We start from the raw sequence: 15,707 nt of genomic DNA on the forward strand, positions 1-15,707 counted from the left end.
CGTCATCAGAGCTTGCGGCCGATGGCGCGGTGGCCGATGTCGCGGCGGTACTGGCGGCCCTCGAACTGGATCATGTCGGCGATCTCGTAGGCGCGCTTCTGCGCCGTGCGCACGTTGTCGCCGAGCGCAGTCACGCACAGCACGCGGCCGCCGGCGGTGACGACTTGGCCGTCCTCGTCGGCGGTGCCGGCATGGAACACATGCACGTCCTCGAGCTCGTTGGCGGGCAGGCCGGTGATGGCGTCGCCCTTGCGCGGGCTGTCCGGGTAGCCGGCGGCAGCCAGCACAACTCCCAGCGCAAAGCGGCGATCCCACTCGGCTTCGGTGTGGTCGAGCTTGCCGGCGATGGCCGCTTCGATGAGGTCTGCGAGGTCCGTCTTGAGCCGCATCATGATCGGTTGCGTTTCCGGATCGCCCATGCGGCAGTTGAACTCGACCACGCGCGGACGGCCGTCGCCATCGATCATCAGCCCGGCATAGAGGAAGCCGGTGTAAGGCAGGCCGTCGGCAGTCATGCCGGCCAGCGTCGGGTTGATGATCTCGCGCATCACGCGTGCATGCACGTCGGGGGTCACCACCGGAGCGGGCGAATACGCGCCCATGCCGCCGGTATTGGGGCCCTGGTCGCCGTCTTTGAGGCGCTTGTGGTCCTGGCTGGTGGCGAGCGCGAGCGCGTTCCTGCCGTCGGCCATGACGATGAAGCTGGCTTCCTCGCCCTCCATGAATTCCTCGATGACCACGCGCGCGCCGGCATCACCCATCTTGTTGTCGAGCAGCATCATGTCGATCGCGGCATGGGCCTCGTCTGCCGTCATCGCCACCACGACGCCCTTGCCCGCAGCCAGGCCGTCGGCCTTGATCACGATCGGCGCGCCCTCGGTGTCGATGTAGGCGTGCGCCTCGGCAGCGTCCGAGAAGGTCTGGTACTTCGCGGTCGGGATGTTGTGGCGGACGAGGAACTGCTTGGCGAAGTCCTTCGAGCTCTCGAGCTGCGCAGCCGCCTTGGTGGGGCCGAAGATCGGCAGGCCGGCGGCGCGGAAGGCGTCCACAACGCCTGCCGCGAGCGGGGCTTCGGGGCCGACCACGGTGAAGGCGACCTGTTCGCGCTTGGCCAGTTCGACCAGCACCTTGATATCGGTGACCGGTACGTTCTGCAGCAGCTTCTCGGCAGCGGTGCCGGGGTTGCCCGGCGCCACCAGCACGCGGGTGACCTTGGGCGACTGGGCGAGCTTCCAGGCCAGCGCGTGTTCGCGACCGCCTGAACCGATGACGAGGACTTTCATGAGCTGCTCCGGATCTCTGCGGGGAGGATGTCGTTATTAGTGGCGGAAGTGGCGGAAGCCGGTGAACACCATGGCGATGTTCTGCTCGTTGGCGGCGGCGATGACCTCTTCGTCGCGCATCGAGCCGCCCGGCTGGATCACCGCCGTGGCGCCAGCCTGGGCGAGCACGTCGAGGCCATCGCGGAAGGGGAAGAAGGCGTCGGAGGCGACCACGCAGCCGGCGATCTGCAGACCGGCGTTCTCGGCCTTGATCTTGGCGATGCGGGCGGAGTCGACGCGGCTCATCTGGCCGGCGCCGACGCCGATGGTCATGCCGTCCTTGCAGTACACGATGGCGTTGGACTTGACGTACTTGGCCACGCGCCAGGCGAACAGCATGTCGCGCATCTCGGCGTCAGTCGGTGCGCGCTGGGTGACGGCCTTGAGGTCGGCGACCTGGATGCGAGCCTCGTCGGCGCTCTGCACGAGCAGGCCGCCACCGACACGCTTGTAGTCGAAGGCGCCTGCGGGCTGGCCGAGCGGGCAGGTGAGCACGCGCACGTTCTTCTTGCCGGCGAGCAGTTCGAGCGCGTCGGCAGTGTAGGACGGCGCAATCAGGACCTCCAGGAACTGCGCCGACACCGCTTCTGCGGCGGCACGGTCAACCTCGCCGTTGAAGGCGATGATGCCGCCGAAGGCAGAGGTCGGGTCGGTGGCGAAGGCCTTCTTGTAGGCTTCGAGCGGGCTGGCGGCGACGGCCACGCCACAGGGGTTGGCGTGCTTGACGATGACACAGGCGGCGGCCGGGCCGTCGAAGGCCTTGACGCATTCCCAGGCCGCGTCGGCGTCGGCGATGTTGTTGTACGACAGCTCCTTGCCCTGCAGCTGGGTGTAGCCGGCAACGCCACCCTCGGCTGCGCCCGGTTGGCGGTAGAAGGCCGCGGTCTGGTGCGGGTTCTCGCCGTAGCGCAGGTCCTGCACCTTGTCGAAGGCGAGCTGCAGGCGCTCGGGGTAGGTCTGCAGCGACACGTCGCCGGCGTCGTTGGTGACCAGCGCGGTGAGGTAGTTGGAGATCGCCGAGTCGTAGCGCGCAGTGTGGGTGAAGGCCTTCACCGCGAGCGCGAAGCGGGTCTTGTGGCTGAGCTTGCCGGCGTTGGACTTGAGCTCGGCGACGATGCCGGCGTAGTCCTCGGGGTCGGTGACGATGCCGACACCGCCGTCTTCGTTGCCGTGGTTCTTGGCCGCGGCGCGCACCATGGTGGGGCCGCCGATGTCGATGTTCTCGATCGCATCTTCCAGCGAGCAGTCGGGCTTGGCCACGGTCTGCTGGAAGGGGTAGAGGTTCACCACCACGAGGTCGATGCGGCCGATGTCGTGTGCAGCGATCGTGTCCATGTGCTCGGCGAGATCACGACGGGCGAGGATGCCGCCATGCACCTTGGGGTGCAGGGTCTTGACGCGGCCGTCGAGCATCTCCGGGAAGCCGGTGTGCTCGGAAACGTCTGTCACCTCGAGGCCGGCTTCGCGCAACAGGCTGGCGGTGCCGCCGGTCGACAGCAGCTTGACGCCGAGCGCGGAGAGCTCGCGGGCGAATTCGAGCACGCCGCGTTTGTCGGAAACACTGATCAGGGCTTGGGTGACGTTCATCGTGGTGACTGGGCTGAGGATTGAGAAAAACGGAGGGTCGAGGTGCGCGCCGCGCCTTCCGGTTCGAGCCGAAGAGCGCGCGGTGGCGGCTTACAGCAGTTCGTAGTCGGTGAGCTTGCGGCGCAGCGTGTTGCGGTTGATGCCCAGCATCTCGGCGGCGACCGTCTGGTTGCCCTTGGCCTGCTCGAGAACGAACTGCAGCATCGGGCGTTCGACGTTACGGATCACCATGTCATGGATGGCGCCCGGTTTCTCGCCGTCGAGGTCGCGGAAATACTGATCCAGGGTGCGAACGACGGCGTCCGCGATCTCGTTGTTGCGGCTCATGCGGCGAGTTCCTGCAGGTTTTCGTCGGCTTCGTAGCTCAGGCGCGCATCGGCCTCGGCTAGCTGGCCGAAGAAGTCGTCAACAGCGGCGAGCTGGGCGGGAATGTCGGGGATCTGGTTCATCGCCCGGCGGAACGCCGCCGAGCCGACCAGGCCCTTGGTGTACCAGGAGATGTGCTTGCGCGCGATCTTGACGCCGCGCTCGTCGCCGTAGAAGCCGTACAGGTCGGCGAGGTGTTCGCGGCAGACCTGATGGATCTCGCTCACCAGCGGCGGCGGCATCAGCTCGCCGGTGGCGAGGTAGTGCTCGATCTCGCGGAAGATCCACGGCCGGCCCTGTGCGGCGCGCCCGATCATGACGCCATCGGCGCCGGTGTAGTCAAGGACGTGCTTCGCTTTCTGTGGACTGGTGATGTCGCCGTTGGCGATCACCGGGATGCTCACCAGGGTCTTGACGTGGGCGATGGTGTCGTACTCGGCCTCGCCCATGTACTGGTCGGCGCGGGTACGGCCGTGGATGGCGATGGCGCGGATGCCGGACGCCTCGGCGATGCGGGCTATCGTCGGCGCGTTCTTGTTGGCACGGTTCCAGCCGGTGCGGAACTTGAGCGTGACCGGGGTATCGGGCACGGCCTTGACCACCGCTTCGAGGATGCGCGCCACCAGCGGTTCGTCCTGCATCAGCGCCGAGCCAGCCATCACGTTGCACACCTTCTTGGCCGGGCAACCCATGTTGATGTCGATGATCTGCGCGCCATTGTCGGCGTTGTACTTTGCGGCCTCGGCCATCATTGCCGGGTCGGCGCCGGCAATCTGCACCGAGATCGGGTCGACCTCGCCGGTGTGATCTGCACGGCGACGGGTCTTTTCGCTGCCATAGAGCAGGGAGTTGGACGTCACCATCTCGGACACGGCCACGCCTGCGCCCAGTTTCTTGCACAACTGGCGGAAAGGACGATCCGTCACCCCGGCCATCGGAGCGACGAAAAGATTGTTGCGCAAGGTAAAGCCGGCGAACTGCATGAGCGGGAGCGAGCGATGAAAGCCCGGCATTTTACCCCATCGTTCAAACCCTTGGCGTGTCGGCTGTCGCAGTGCAGCGTAATGACAACGCTGCATTGATACATGCGGCAAGCGCTCAGGTGCTCGGTTGCGCGCCGGCGGGGCAGCAAGCCAGTGCCTGCTCCAGATCGGCAACGAGGTCCTCGGTGTCCTCGATGCCCACCGACAGGCGCAGCAGGTCGTCGGGGCAGCGCGTGCCCGGTCCTTCGACTATGGCGCGGTGCTCGATGAGGCTTTCCACCGAGCCGAGCGAGGTTGCGCGCCGGAAGATGCGCACCCGGGCGGCCACCTCGTGCGCCGCCGCGGCGCCACCGCGCACCCGCAGCGACAGCATGGCGCCGAAGCCGCCGATCATCTGCCTGCAGGCGATAGCATGGCCGGGGTGGCTGGGGAGGCCGGGGTAGCGCACCTCGAGCACGGTGGGATGGTGTTCGAAGTGCTGTGCGATGTGCAGCGCCGACGCTGCCGCCGTGCGTACGCGCGGAAACAGCGTACGCAGACCGCGGTTGAGCAGCCAGGCCTCGAAGGGGCCGAGGACGGCGCCGCCGGCTGCACGTGCGGTCTTTATGCGACTCCAGAAATCGTCGGCGGCGGCGGTGACGAGCACGCCCGCGACGACGTCGGAATGACCGTTGAGGTACTTGGTCGCCGAGTGCATGACGATATCTGCACCGAGCGCCAGCGGGCGGGTGAAGACCGGGGTCGGTACCGTGGAGTCCACCACCAGACGGGCGCCGGCGGCGTGGGCGAGCCTGGCTGCGCGGGCGATATCGATGATGTCCCAGGTCGGGTTGGCGGGGGTCTCGGCCCATACCAGATCGGCCGGCGCCTGCAGCAATCCGGCGAGTTCGTCGGTGTCGGCATAGAAATCGAGGTCGATCTGCCAGTTGGCGGAGAAGCCGATCAACCAGTTGCGCAGCGACCAGTACATGTCGTGCGGAGCGACGATGCGTGCGCCCGGCTTGAGTGCCAGCAGCACAGCCGATGCGGCGGCCATGCCGGAGGCGAACAATGCCGCCGCCGCGCCGCCTTCGAGCTCGCACAGCAGGGCTTCGGCAGGGTCGTAGGCCGGGCTGGCGTCGCGGGCGTAGATGCGGCCGCCCGGCAGGCTGCCATCCTCGGCACGCTCGAAGGTGCTCGCCATATGGATCGGCGGCACGATGTCGCGGTGCGGCATCGTGCTCGCGCCGAGGCCCTGGGCGGCGAGGGTGGCGGGGGCGAAGTTGGCGCCAGGCCTGCGGTGGTCGTCGTGCTGCATGGTGTGCGTTCCTTGATGAGTGCGGGGGCGCGCAACGGGGCGCACAATAGAGCGGATGCTTGCCAGGGTGGCGGCGAGCCTACAAGTTCGGCGTGGTGGTGTCGAGTCTGAGCTAGGGGTAAGATCGCAGGTTTTTTCCTGCCCGGGCGCTCACCGTGATCCGCATCGAGAACCTGCACAAGACCTATCGCGCTGCCGACGGCCGCGACGTCTCCGCGCTCGCCGACGTCAGCCTGGAGATCGGCGCCGGCGAGGTGTTCGGCATCATCGGCCGTTCGGGCGCAGGCAAGAGTACGCTGATCCGCACCCTCAACCTGCTCGAGCGCCCCTCGGCCGGGCGCGTGCTGATTGACGGCGAAGACATCACCTCGCTCGACAGCGAAGGCCTGTACGCGCTGCGCCGGCGTGTCGGCATGATCTTCCAGCACTTCAATCTGCTCAACGCCAAGACGGTGGCCGATAACATCGACTGGCCGCTGAAGGCGACCGGCCACACCGACGCCACCGCGCGCGCCGCGCGCGTGAAGGAGTTGCTGGCGCTGGTGGGGCTTTCCGAGCATGGCCACAAGTACCCCTCGCAGCTCTCAGGCGGCCAGAAGCAGCGCGTGGGCATCGCGCGTGCGCTCGCCAACCGGCCGCAGCTGTTGCTGTGCGACGAGGCGACCTCGGCGCTCGACCCCGAGACCACGCAGTCCATCCTGCGCCTGCTGCTCGACATCAACCGCCAGCTCGGCCTCACCATCGTACTGATCACCCACGAGATGCAGGTCATCCGCACGATCTGCGACCGCGTCGCGGTGATCGACGGTGGGCGCATCGTCGAAGCGGGCAGGGTGGCCGACGTGTTCCTGCATCCGCAGCATCCGGTGACACGCAGCATGGTGGCGCAGAGCGACGCGCTCGCCGCGGCCAGTTACGATCCGGCACATGCTTACATGAGCGACAAGCTGCGCGGCACCCTGGTGCGCCTGACCTACATCGGCGACGTCACCTACCAGCCCATCCTCAGTCGCATCATGGCCGGCGCCAAGGTGCAGATCACGATCCTGCAGGGGGAGGTGTCGAGCATCAAGGACGTGCCTTTCGGCCAGCTGCTGCTCGAGCTCGAGGGTAGCGAGGATGGTATCGGCGCCGTGTTCGCCGAACTCGACCGCCACCAGATCCACCACGAGGTGCTGCAGTAATGGACCTGTCCGTCATCGACTGGAGCGACATCGGCGTCGCCACCTGGGAGACCCTGGTGATGACCGGCGTGTCGCTGTTCTTCACCATCCTGCTCGGCCTGCCGCTGGGCATTCTGCTGTTCGTCACCGCCAGGCGGCAGTTGCTGGAGCAGGGCTTCGTCTATGCAGTGCTGTCCTTCGTGGTCAATGTGCTGCGCTCGGTGCCCTTCCTGATCCTGCTGATCGTGATGATCCCGGTGACGGTGATCCTGATCGGCACCTCGCTCGGCGTCGAAGGCGCGATCCCGCCGCTGGTGGTGGGCACGGCGCCTTTCTTTGCCCGCCTGGTCGAGAACGTGCTGCGCGAAGTCGATCGCGGCGTCATCGAGGCCTGCCAGGCGATGGGTATCCGCACCTGGCGCATCATCTTCGGCGCCCTGTTGCCCGAGGCCCTGCCGGGCCTGATCGCCGCAGTGACGGTAACCGCGATCACGCTGATGTCCTATGCCGCAATGTCGGGCGTGATCGGCGGCGGCGGCCTCGGCGACCTCGCCATCCGTTTCGGCTATCAGCGCTTCCAGACCGAGGTGATGGTGATCACCGTCGCTCTGCTGGTGGTGCTGGTGCAGATCATCCAGTACTCGGGCGACCGCCTGGTGCTGTATTTCACCCGCAAGTGATCCTCACAAAGGAGCTGTCCATGTCGCATACCCTGCGCAAACTCTTCATCGCCAGTCTTGGCGCCCTTACCCTGGGCGCCGCTGCCACCGCGTCTGCAGCCGACCGCCTGGTCATCGCCGCCACCCCGGTGCCGCACGCCGAGATCCTCGAATTCGTCAAGCCGTTGCTGGCCAAGGACGGCGTGGAACTGGAGGTGAAGGTATTCACCGACTACGTCCAGCCCTCGATGCAGACCAACGAGAAGCGCGTCGACGGCAACTTCTTCCTGCACCAACCCTATCTGGACGCCTTCAAGCAGAAGCAGAAGAACGACATCCAGGTCGTGGTGACCAAGGTGCACGTCGAGCCGCTCGGTGCCTATTCCGCCAAGCACAAGGCCGCAACCGATATCCCGGACGGCGCCACCGTGGCGATTCCCAACGACCCCTCCAACTCCGGCCGCGCGCTGCTGCTGATGGCCAAGAATGGCCTGATCACGCTGAAGGACATCAACAGTGTGTCGGCGACGCAGAAGGACATCGCCGCCAATCCCAAGAAGCTGCGCATCCGCGAACTCGAGGCTGCGACTCTGCCGCGCATCCTCAACCAGGTCGACCTGGCGGTGATCAACACCAACTACGCGATCGAGGCCAAGCTGAATCCGCTGCAGGACTCGCTGTTCATCGAGGACGCCAGCTCGCCGTACGCCAACCTGCTGGTGGCGCGCGAGGACAACGCTGACAGCGCGGCGATGAAGAAGCTGGCTGCTGCGCTCAACTCTGAAGAAGTGCGGCAGTTCATTGCCGACAAGTACCAGGGCGCGGTGGTGCCGGCGTTCTGACCCGCGCGGCGCCCGATCTCGGGCGCCGTTCATGAGCGCTCGCGGATTGTGCCGTGGAGCAAGTGCGGCCGGGAACCCCCTGTAGGAGCGGCGCCAGCCGCGAGGGTTTGAGGGCGATAGTGCCGTCGCAAGCCCCAAAAGCTCGCGGCTGGCGCCGCTCCTACAGAGCCCCGTAGCAGCTGATTACCTGGGTGGGAGCGGCGCCAGCCGCGAGGGTTTGATGAGTGCCCGCCCCGGTCAGGGCCAGGCGCGGGCGCCGAACATCATGCGGCGGGCGACGAAATGGCGTAGTGGCGGCAGCAGGTCGAGCGCGACCAGCGCTGCGCCGCGAGCGTGGCGCAGCGGCGCGAAGTCGTTGCTGAACACCCGCACCAGGGTGTCGGTGAAGCGGATCGTGCCCAGGCGGTCCAGGCCGCGCGCGCACGCATAGGCCGCGAGGACTTCGGCACGGCCGATATCCTCACGGACGCACGTTTTTTCGCCGTGCGCGCCAAGAGCGTGCGAATCCACCTTACGCAGCAGTGTCTCGGCGAGCGCCCAGACGTCGCGCAGCGCCAGGTTGAAACCCTGGCCGGCGACCGGGTGCAGGGTCTGCGCGGCATTGCCGAGCCACACCGTGCGCTCGGCAATCGTCGAGCGCCGGTAGCGCAGTACCAGCGGGTAGCGCAGGCGTGGGCCGACGCTGGTGAGGCGGGCGCGGCCACCGATGTGGGTCTGCAGGCGGGCGAGGTAGGCGGCATCGTCGAGCGCGAGCAGTTCGTCGGCGGTCTCGGGGCGGGCGACATGCACCAGCGCGTAGCCTTCGCCCTTCGGCAGCAGCGCCACCGGGCCTTGCGAGGTGAAGCGCTCGAATGCGGTGGCGCGGTGACCGCCGGCGACCTGCACGTCGGCGATGAGCGCGTGCTGGCCGTAGTCGTGCTCGACCACGTTGCCGTCGTCGGCGCGCAGGCCTCCCTCGGCGCAGGCCGCGAGCCGCGCGCGCAGGGTTGCGGCGGGCCTGCCCGGACCAGAGAGGCTGGCGATGACGTCGTCGGCGCCGGGGGCGAGCTGGGTCACTTCGGTTTCGTCAAACACGGGGATGCCAGCGGCGTCTACCCGGGCACGCAGGGCCGCGGCGAGGGCGCCCGCCGGGACGACGTAGCCGAGCGCGGGCAGGTCGTGCTCGCTGGCATCGATCAGAGTGCGGCCGAGGCCGCCCTGGTGCGAGATGTGGATGTGTGCGATCGCGGTCTTGGGAAGTGCATCCCAGACACCGAGGCCTTGCAGCGTGAGCCCGGTGCCGTGCGCCAGCGCCAGGTCGCGCGGGTCTCGGGTGACGGCCTCGCGCGGGCGGGTGTCGGCGAGCACGATATCGAGACCGGCGTCCTTGAGCGTCAGTGCAAGCGCCAGGCCGACCGGCCCGGCGCCGACGATGAGCAGATCATGCACATGGCTGGCCGCCGTTTCAGCCATGGCGCGCCTCGCGCATCAGCGCCTCGATCTCGGCGACCGCCTTGGGTACGCCTTCGGTGATCAGCTCGCAGCCGTCGGCGGTGACGACGGCGTCGTCCTCGATGCGGATGCCGATGTTCCAGAAGGCTTCAGGCACGTCGTCGGCCGGGCGGATGTACATGCCCGGCTCGATGGTCAGCACCATGCCCTCGACCAGCGCTCGCCACTCGCCGCCGAGCTTGTACTCGCCGGCATCGTGCACGTCCATGCCCAGCCAGTGGCCGGTGCGGTGCATGTAGAAGCGACGGTAGTCGCCGTTTTCGAGCACGGCGTCGAGGCTGCCCTTCAGCACACCGAGGTCGATCATGCCCTGAGCGAGCACCTTCACCGCCGCGTCGTGCGGCTCGTTCCAGTGCGCGCCCGGGCGGGTGGCGTCGCGCGCTGCCGCCTGGGCGGCGAGCACGATTTCGTAGGCGTCACGCTGGGGGGCGGAGAAGCGGCCGTTGACCGGGAAGCTGCGGGTGATGTCCGAGGCGTAGCCGTCGAGCTCGCAGCCGGCGTCGATGAGCAGCAGTGCGCCGTCGGCCAGGGGCTGGTCGTTGTCGACGTAGTGCAGCACGCAGGCGTTGGCGCCGCCGGCCACGATCGAGGTATAGGCCGGCGCCTGGCTGCCGGCGGCGCGAAAGGCGTGCAGCAGTTCGGCCTCGATCTCGTATTCGAAGCGCCCCGGGCGGGTGGCGCGCATCGCGCGGCAATGGGCGTCGGCAGAGATCTGTGCCGCGCGGCGCATGGTGGCGAGCTCGGAGCAGTCCTTGACCAGGCGCATCTCATCGAGTTCGGCGCGCAGGTCGCGCACCGAGTGCGGTGGCGTGAGGCCGCTGCGGGCCTTGTCGCGCACGGCGTTGAGCGCGCCCAGTACCTTGGCGTCCCAGTCGTTGTCGTAGCCGAGGCTGGTCCACAGCAGGGGCTGGTCAGCGAGGTAGTCGGGCAGGCGCTTCTCGAGGTCGCCGATGGTCCACGCCTCGTCGAAGCCGAAGGCCTCGCGTGCGGCGTCCGGACCCCAGCGGTAGCCGTCCCAGATCTCGCGCTCCTCGTTCTTCTCGCGGCAGAACAGGATCTGCTTCGTCTCCTTGCCCGCAACGAGCACGACGACCGCCTCTGGCTCGCGGAAGGCGGTGAGGTAGTAGAAGTAGCTGTCGTGGCGGTAGGCGTAGTGGGCGTCGCGGTTGCGCACGCGCTCGGGGGCGGTGGGCAGGATGGCGACGCCGCCGCCCGCGGCCTGCATGCGCGCGAGCAGGCGAGCGCGACGGGCACGGAAGGGGGCGGTGTCCAGGGATGCGGCGAGGCTGGGGGTAGTGAGGGCGTTCATAGCCGGGATTATGGCACCGCGTTCGGGGCGGTGGGAGCTGGGAGGGGGGAGGCGACGTGGCTTGGTGGGATGTCGAGAAAAGCTCGCGGCTTGCGCCGCTCCCACTGGGGGGTGATCGACCGCAGCAGGATGCCGTGGGAGCGGCGCAAGCCGCGAGGGGTTGGAGGCGCGAGCGCTTGTCGCAAGCTCGAAAAGCTCGCGGCTTGCGCTGCTCCGGCGGGGTCAAGCGTGGCGCTGTCCAGTGGTGAGGAGTTCGCGATCCAGTTCTGCCAGCCGCTCGGGAGTGCCGACGTCGACCCAGCGGCCGCAGTGGTGCTCGCCGCGGACGCGGCCGGTGTGCATGGCGCGGCGCAGGAGCGGGCCGAGCTTGGCTGGCGCGGGGTCGGGCAGGGCGGAGAATAGGGCGGGGTGGTAGGCGCCCAGGCCGGAGAAGGTCAGGCGTGGTGCGCGGTCGTCATGGATAAGGCCGTTACCATCAAGGTGGAAGTCGCCGTCCGGGTGGTGTGCCGGGTTGTCGACGAGCAGCAGGTGGGCGAGCGCACCGTCGCCATCCAGGCGCCGGGCGGCCGCGCGCAGGGCGGCGAGGTCGGCGTCGCAGAAGACGTCGCCATTGACCACGACGAAGGGCGCATCGCCCAGCAGCGGCAGCGCATGGCGGATTCCACCGGCGGTTTCGAGCGCAGCGGCCTCCGGCGACCAGGCGATGCGCACGCCGAAGGCCGCGCCGTCGCCCAGCGCGTCCTCGAGGCGGAGGCCCAGATGGGCGTGGTTGATCACCAGCTCGGTGAAACCGGCGGCGCGCAAACGCTCGATGTGCCAGACGATCAGCGGCTTGCCGCCCACCGCCAGCAGCGGCTTGGGCGTGTGATCGGTGAGTGGGCGCATGCGCTCGCCGCGGCCGGCGGCGAGGATCATGGCTCGGGTGCTTGCCATCAGAAGGTGTAGCCGATCTGGACGTCTTCGGGCTCGAGGCGGTCGAGCAGCTTGAGCAGCGGGCCGAGGTCGCGCCAGCGCTTGCAGGCGCGGCGCAGGTAGTCCATCACCAGCGGCATGTCGGCGAGGTAGCCGTCCTTGCCGTCACGGTGGTAGAGGCGGGCGAAGATGCCGAGGACCTTGATGTGGCGCTGCACGCCCATCCATTCGAAGTCGCGGTGGAAGTCGGCGAACTCGGCGCGTACGGGCAGGCCGAGTTTTTTCGCTGCTTCCCAGTAGCGGATCAGCATGTCGAGGATGAACTCTTCGTCCCAGCGGATGTAGGCGTCCTTGAACAAGGACACCAGGTCGTAGCTGATCGGGCCGTACACCGCGTCCTGGAAGTCGATGACGCCCGGGTTGGCGCCGAGACCGGCGGTGGGCTCGAGCAGCATCAGGTTGCGCGAGTGAAAGTCGCGATGCACGAACACCTGGGGCTCGGCGAGGTTGACCGCGAGGATCTTCTCGAAGGTCTCGTCGAGCATGGCGGCCTCGGCCTCGCTCAGGCTGATGCCCTTGTGGCGAGCCACATACCAATCGGGGAAGAGCTGCATCTCGCGCAGGAGCAGGCTGCGGTCGTATACCGGCAGCACGCCGGGGCGGCTGGCGTACTGGATCGCTGCAAGTGCACCGAGCGCGTCGGCGTAGAGATGGGCTGCGCGCGGGCAGTCCGGCGCATCGCCCGCCGAGCGCTGCAGCGCGGCCAGATAGGTGGTGGAGCCGAGGTCGGAGAGGAGGAGGAAGCCGCGCTCGAGATCCTGGGCGAGCACCTCGGGCACATGGGCGCCCGCGCTGCGGAACAACTCGGCAACGTGCAGCCAGGGGCGCACGTCTTCCTGGGCGGGCGGGGCGTCCATGACGATGCGCGTGGGGCCGCCGTCGGCAAAGCGGGCGCGGAAGTAGCGGCGGAAGCTGGCGTCGGCCGAGGCGGGCTCGAGTTCGAAGTCACGTCCGGGCTGGGCGTCGGCAAGCCAGGTCCTTAGCTGTTCTAGACGTTGCAAGCGGGTTCTCCGTGGGGGTTCGTGTACAATCCATGAGTTTATCAATACGCTGGTTCGGGTGGGCTGCCGCACATTGCGAACGACGGGAAGGCTTGGGCTTGATGGCTCCGAATACGCGCATTCGTCTGATTCCACTGTTGTTGCTCGGCATGTCCGGAGCAACTTTCGCCCAAGGGCTACCGCCGCTTCTGGTCTCGCCCGACCTTCTGCGTCCGGCACCCGCTCGTGTGGTGGCGCCCGTACCTGCTAAGGATACGCAGCGGCCTGCTCCGGTCGAGGCTCGCCCACAGGCTCCGAGTCCGGCTGCAGGCCAGGCAAGTGCAACGGTGCCGCAGGTGACGGTGGAAGAACGTAGCCTGCCTGCCGCCGTGCCGCAGACGCAAGCCGTCGCGCCCGAGCAGGCCGAGACCCCGCGCGCGCGCCAGGCTCAGCCCGCGGATGCTCCCGCCGCTGCCACGGTGCCGCTGGGCGCGGTGGCGAAGCTGCCTGCCGGCACGACCGCGGTCAGCGCGCTGCGCATCCTGGGGGCGCGTGGCATCGAACTGGTCGCCGAGGGCGAGGCCGAACTGCAGCGCGACGATGTGTTGCTCACGGCAGATCGTGTCACGTACCGCGAGCCGACCGACGAGGTGCTGGCCGAGGGTAACGTGGTGATGCTGCGTGGTCAGGATCGTATCGAGGGGCCGCGTGCGACCCTGGTCGTCGGCGACCAAGTGGGCAGTTTCGAATCGCCGCGTTACGTGCTGTCGCGCGAGCAAGGGCCGCGTGAGGCGGGTGGCGAGGCGCGCCCGGTGGCCGGCAGTGGTGCCGCCGACCTGCTGCGTCTGGAGGGCGAGAACCAGTTCAGGCTCGAGAACGCCACGTGGACGACCTGCCGCGCCAATGACCCCGACTGGTACATCAAGGCGCGCGACCTGCAGCTCGACTATGACCGCGAGGTGGGCACTGCTCGTGGTGGATCGGTGGTGTTCATGGACGTGCCCTTGTTCTGGATGCCGTGGGCCGAGTTTCCGCTCAATGGCCAGCGCCAGTCCGGCCTGCTGCCGCCGACCTTCGGGTCGTCCAACAAGACCGGTGTCGACTTCACGCAGCCCTACTATTTCAACTTGGCACCCAACTACGACGCCACGCTCGCGCCCCGCATCATGAGCCGGCGCGGCCTGCAGCTGGGCGGCGAGTTCCGCTACCTGGGCGAGGACTACCAGGGTACGAGCCGGGTCGAGTGGATGCCCAAGGATAACGTCACCGGCGAGGAGCGACGTCTGGGTGCGCTGCAGCACCAGCACCGCATTGCGCCCAACCTGTATGGCACGGTGGACCTCAATGCGGTATCCGACGACAGTTATTTCGAGGATCTGTCCTCCCGCATCGGTGTTGCGTCCCGGGTCAACCTGCTGCGCGAGGGGCGTCTGATCTATACCGGCGGCTGGTGGACGGCATCGGCGCTGGCGCAGAGCTACCAGACGCTCAGCCCCGATCCTGAATCGAGGAACAGGTCGCCGTATCGCCGCCTGCCGCAACTGCGCCTCGATGCCGCACGCGCAGACCTTCCCGGCGGCGTGAGCGCGGTACTCAATACCGAGTACGTGCATTTCGCGCACGAGGATGCACGGCGTGACCGCGACGAGGCGAGGCGCTTCACCGCCTATCCCCAGGTCTCGCTGCCCATGACGGGAGCCGCCTGGTTCGTGACGCCAAAGGCTGGCCTGCACTACACCAGCTACGACATCGACCGCTCGCCAGCGGATGCTGGCATGAAGACCTCGGTGACACGCTCGCTGCCCATCGTTTCGGTCGATTCCGGCCTTTTCTTCGAGCGTGACACGAACCTGTTCGGCGGTGATTACCTGCAGACGCTGGAGCCACGGCTCTATTACCTGCGCGTGCCCAGCCGCAAGCAGGACGAGATCCCGCTGTTCGACACCAGCCGCTTCGACGTCGGCTTCGCGCAGCTGTTCTCCGAGAACCGCTTCTCGGGCAGCGACCGCATCGGCGATGCCAACGACCTGACCGCCGCGGTAAGCACGCGCCTGATCGAGTCCGATACCGGCATCGAGCGCCTGCGGGCGGTGGTCGGCCAGCGCTACTATTTCTCCGATCAGAAGGTGTCGCTGAACTCGGGCGACACCCTGCGTCCCTCGGGGCAGGGGGCCGAACTGCTTGCGGGCATCGGCGGGCGTGTCACGCGCACGGTCTCGGTCGATTCCTATGTGCAGTACAACACCGACAGCGGGCGCAGCGAACGCATCAATGCCAGCGTCCGTTACCAGCCGGATTTCGCCAAGGTGCTCAACCTGAGCTACCGCTATGCGCCCAGCCTGCGCATTGCCGACAGCATCGTCGGCCTCGAGGACGTCGACGTCTCCGGCCAGTGGCCGCTTGGGCGGGGCTGGTATGGCGTGGGCCGGGTGACGCATTCGCTCAAGGACAACCGCGTGACCGAAGCCATCGGCGGGCTGGAATACAACGGCGGCTGCTGGGCATTCCGGATTGCGATGCACCGCTTCGCGATCGACGAGAGCGACGTGACCAAGGCCGTCTTCCTGCAGCTCGAGCTCAACGACCTTGCCAGCATCGGCTCGAATCCGGTCAGCCTGATCAAGCGCAGCGTGCCCGGCTATGGCAAGATCAACGACTCTTCGGCGGACCGCGTCTTCGGCGTCGATTGAGCGCCGCAGCCCCTGCCAGTACATGCGAACCCCATTGCAAATGACC

Annotated in this window: 13 protein-coding genes; 4 read left to right on the forward strand and 9 right to left on the reverse strand. The window is 67.7% G+C overall.

Annotated elements, in window-relative coordinates:
- Window positions 1–5 precede the first annotated feature (5 nt).
- The 5 genes from purD to LQF09_RS05595 all read right to left on the reverse strand — a co-directional run bounded on the left by purD (window position 6) and on the right by LQF09_RS05595 (window position 5,555).
- Entirely contained in the window at window positions 6–1,283 is a 1,278-nt protein-coding gene (gene purD / locus LQF09_RS05575; RefSeq protein WP_002945745.1) for a phosphoribosylamine--glycine ligase, read from the reverse strand.
- A gap of 36 nt (window positions 1,284–1,319) precedes the next feature.
- Entirely contained in the window at window positions 1,320–2,909 is a 1,590-nt protein-coding gene (gene purH / locus LQF09_RS05580) for a bifunctional phosphoribosylaminoimidazolecarboxamide formyltransferase/IMP cyclohydrolase (RefSeq protein WP_270069410.1), read from the reverse strand.
- 90 nt (window positions 2,910–2,999) lie between these two features.
- The gene (locus tag LQF09_RS05585) at window positions 3,000–3,236 is read right to left on the reverse strand and encodes a helix-turn-helix domain-containing protein (protein WP_002933202.1); all 237 of its coding nucleotides are present in this window, start codon (window positions 3,234–3,236) and stop codon (window positions 3,000–3,002) included.
- Window positions 3,233–4,258: a tRNA dihydrouridine synthase DusB gene (dusB, locus tag LQF09_RS05590; protein ID WP_037983335.1), complete on the reverse strand. Its 1,026-nt coding sequence runs from the start codon at window positions 4,256–4,258 to the stop codon at window positions 3,233–3,235. The genes LQF09_RS05585 and dusB overlap by 4 nt, the downstream gene beginning before the upstream one ends.
- A 115-nt stretch (window positions 4,259–4,373) precedes the next feature.
- Window positions 4,374–5,555: a trans-sulfuration enzyme family protein gene (locus LQF09_RS05595; RefSeq protein WP_270069411.1), complete on the reverse strand. Its 1,182-nt coding sequence runs from the start codon at window positions 5,553–5,555 to the stop codon at window positions 4,374–4,376.
- A gap of 155 nt (window positions 5,556–5,710) precedes the next feature.
- Between LQF09_RS05595 and LQF09_RS05600 the strand changes: the two genes are divergently transcribed.
- From LQF09_RS05600 to LQF09_RS05610, 3 genes are read left to right on the forward strand one after another with little or no spacing between them, the layout of a single operon-like run.
- Window positions 5,711–6,739, forward strand: a complete 1,029-nt coding sequence (locus LQF09_RS05600; RefSeq protein WP_270069412.1) for a methionine ABC transporter ATP-binding protein — start codon at window positions 5,711–5,713, stop codon at window positions 6,737–6,739.
- Entirely contained in the window at window positions 6,739–7,398 is a 660-nt protein-coding gene (locus LQF09_RS05605; protein WP_002933214.1) for a methionine ABC transporter permease, read from the forward strand. The genes LQF09_RS05600 and LQF09_RS05605 overlap by 1 nt, the downstream gene beginning before the upstream one ends.
- Window positions 7,399–7,418: 20 nt before the next feature.
- Window positions 7,419–8,219: a MetQ/NlpA family ABC transporter substrate-binding protein gene (locus LQF09_RS05610; protein WP_002933217.1), complete on the forward strand. Its 801-nt coding sequence runs from the start codon at window positions 7,419–7,421 to the stop codon at window positions 8,217–8,219.
- A 237-nt stretch (window positions 8,220–8,456) separates the two neighbouring features.
- Here the strand turns inward: LQF09_RS05610 and LQF09_RS05615 are convergent, their stop codons facing one another.
- The 4 genes from LQF09_RS05615 to LQF09_RS05630 form a co-directional block, all read right to left on the reverse strand.
- Window positions 8,457–9,671, reverse strand: coding sequence for an FAD-dependent monooxygenase (locus tag LQF09_RS05615; protein WP_270069413.1), 1,215 nt, complete (start codon window positions 9,669–9,671; stop codon window positions 8,457–8,459).
- Window positions 9,664–11,019, reverse strand: a complete 1,356-nt coding sequence (locus tag LQF09_RS05620; RefSeq protein WP_002933230.1) for an aminopeptidase P N-terminal domain-containing protein — start codon at window positions 11,017–11,019, stop codon at window positions 9,664–9,666. The genes LQF09_RS05615 and LQF09_RS05620 overlap by 8 nt, the downstream gene beginning before the upstream one ends.
- A 222-nt stretch (window positions 11,020–11,241) precedes the next feature.
- Window positions 11,242–11,934, reverse strand: a complete 693-nt coding sequence (gene murU / locus LQF09_RS05625) for an N-acetylmuramate alpha-1-phosphate uridylyltransferase MurU (RefSeq protein WP_270069855.1) — start codon at window positions 11,932–11,934, stop codon at window positions 11,242–11,244.
- A 17-nt stretch (window positions 11,935–11,951) separates the two neighbouring features.
- Window positions 11,952–12,992 carry an aminoglycoside phosphotransferase family protein gene (locus tag LQF09_RS05630; RefSeq protein WP_270069414.1) on the reverse strand — a complete coding sequence of 347 codons (1,041 nt, stop codon included), beginning with the start codon at window positions 12,990–12,992 and terminating at the stop codon, window positions 11,952–11,954.
- 326 nt (window positions 12,993–13,318) lie between these two features.
- Between LQF09_RS05630 and LQF09_RS05635 the strand changes: the two genes are divergently transcribed.
- The gene (locus tag LQF09_RS05635) at window positions 13,319–15,661 is read left to right on the forward strand and encodes an LPS-assembly protein LptD (protein ID WP_270069856.1); all 2,343 of its coding nucleotides are present in this window, start codon (window positions 13,319–13,321) and stop codon (window positions 15,659–15,661) included.
- The last annotated feature ends 46 nt before the right edge of the window (window positions 15,662–15,707 follow it).

Origin of the sequence: Thauera sp. WB-2 (assembly GCF_027594845.1) — a bacterium.
GTDB lineage: Bacteria > Pseudomonadota > Gammaproteobacteria > Burkholderiales > Rhodocyclaceae > Thauera > Thauera mechernichensis.

Excerpts from the sequence above, each read along its gene's own strand:
- LQF09_RS05610 (WP_002933217.1), top strand. The coding sequence starts at position 7,419 with ATGTCGCATACCCTGCGCAAACTCTTCATCGCCAGTCTTGGCGCCCTT.
- LQF09_RS05595 (WP_270069411.1), bottom strand. The coding sequence starts at position 5,555 with ATGCAGCACGACGACCACCGCAGGCCTGGCGCCAACTTCGCCCCCGCC.
- LQF09_RS05620 (WP_002933230.1), bottom strand. The coding sequence starts at position 11,019 with ATGAACGCCCTCACTACCCCCAGCCTCGCCGCATCCCTGGACACCGCC.
- dusB (WP_037983335.1), bottom strand. The coding sequence starts at position 4,258 with ATGCAGTTCGCCGGCTTTACCTTGCGCAACAATCTTTTCGTCGCTCCG.
- murU (WP_270069855.1), bottom strand. The coding sequence starts at position 11,934 with ATGATCCTCGCCGCCGGCCGCGGCGAGCGCATGCGCCCACTCACCGAT.
- LQF09_RS05585 (WP_002933202.1), bottom strand. The coding sequence starts at position 3,236 with ATGAGCCGCAACAACGAGATCGCGGACGCCGTCGTTCGCACCCTGGAT.
- LQF09_RS05605 (WP_002933214.1), top strand. The coding sequence starts at position 6,739 with ATGGACCTGTCCGTCATCGACTGGAGCGACATCGGCGTCGCCACCTGG.
- purD (WP_002945745.1), bottom strand. The coding sequence starts at position 1,283 with ATGAAAGTCCTCGTCATCGGTTCAGGCGGTCGCGAACACGCGCTGGCC.
- LQF09_RS05615 (WP_270069413.1), bottom strand. The coding sequence starts at position 9,671 with ATGGCTGAAACGGCGGCCAGCCATGTGCATGATCTGCTCATCGTCGGC.
- purH (WP_270069410.1), bottom strand. The coding sequence starts at position 2,909 with ATGAACGTCACCCAAGCCCTGATCAGTGTTTCCGACAAACGCGGCGTG.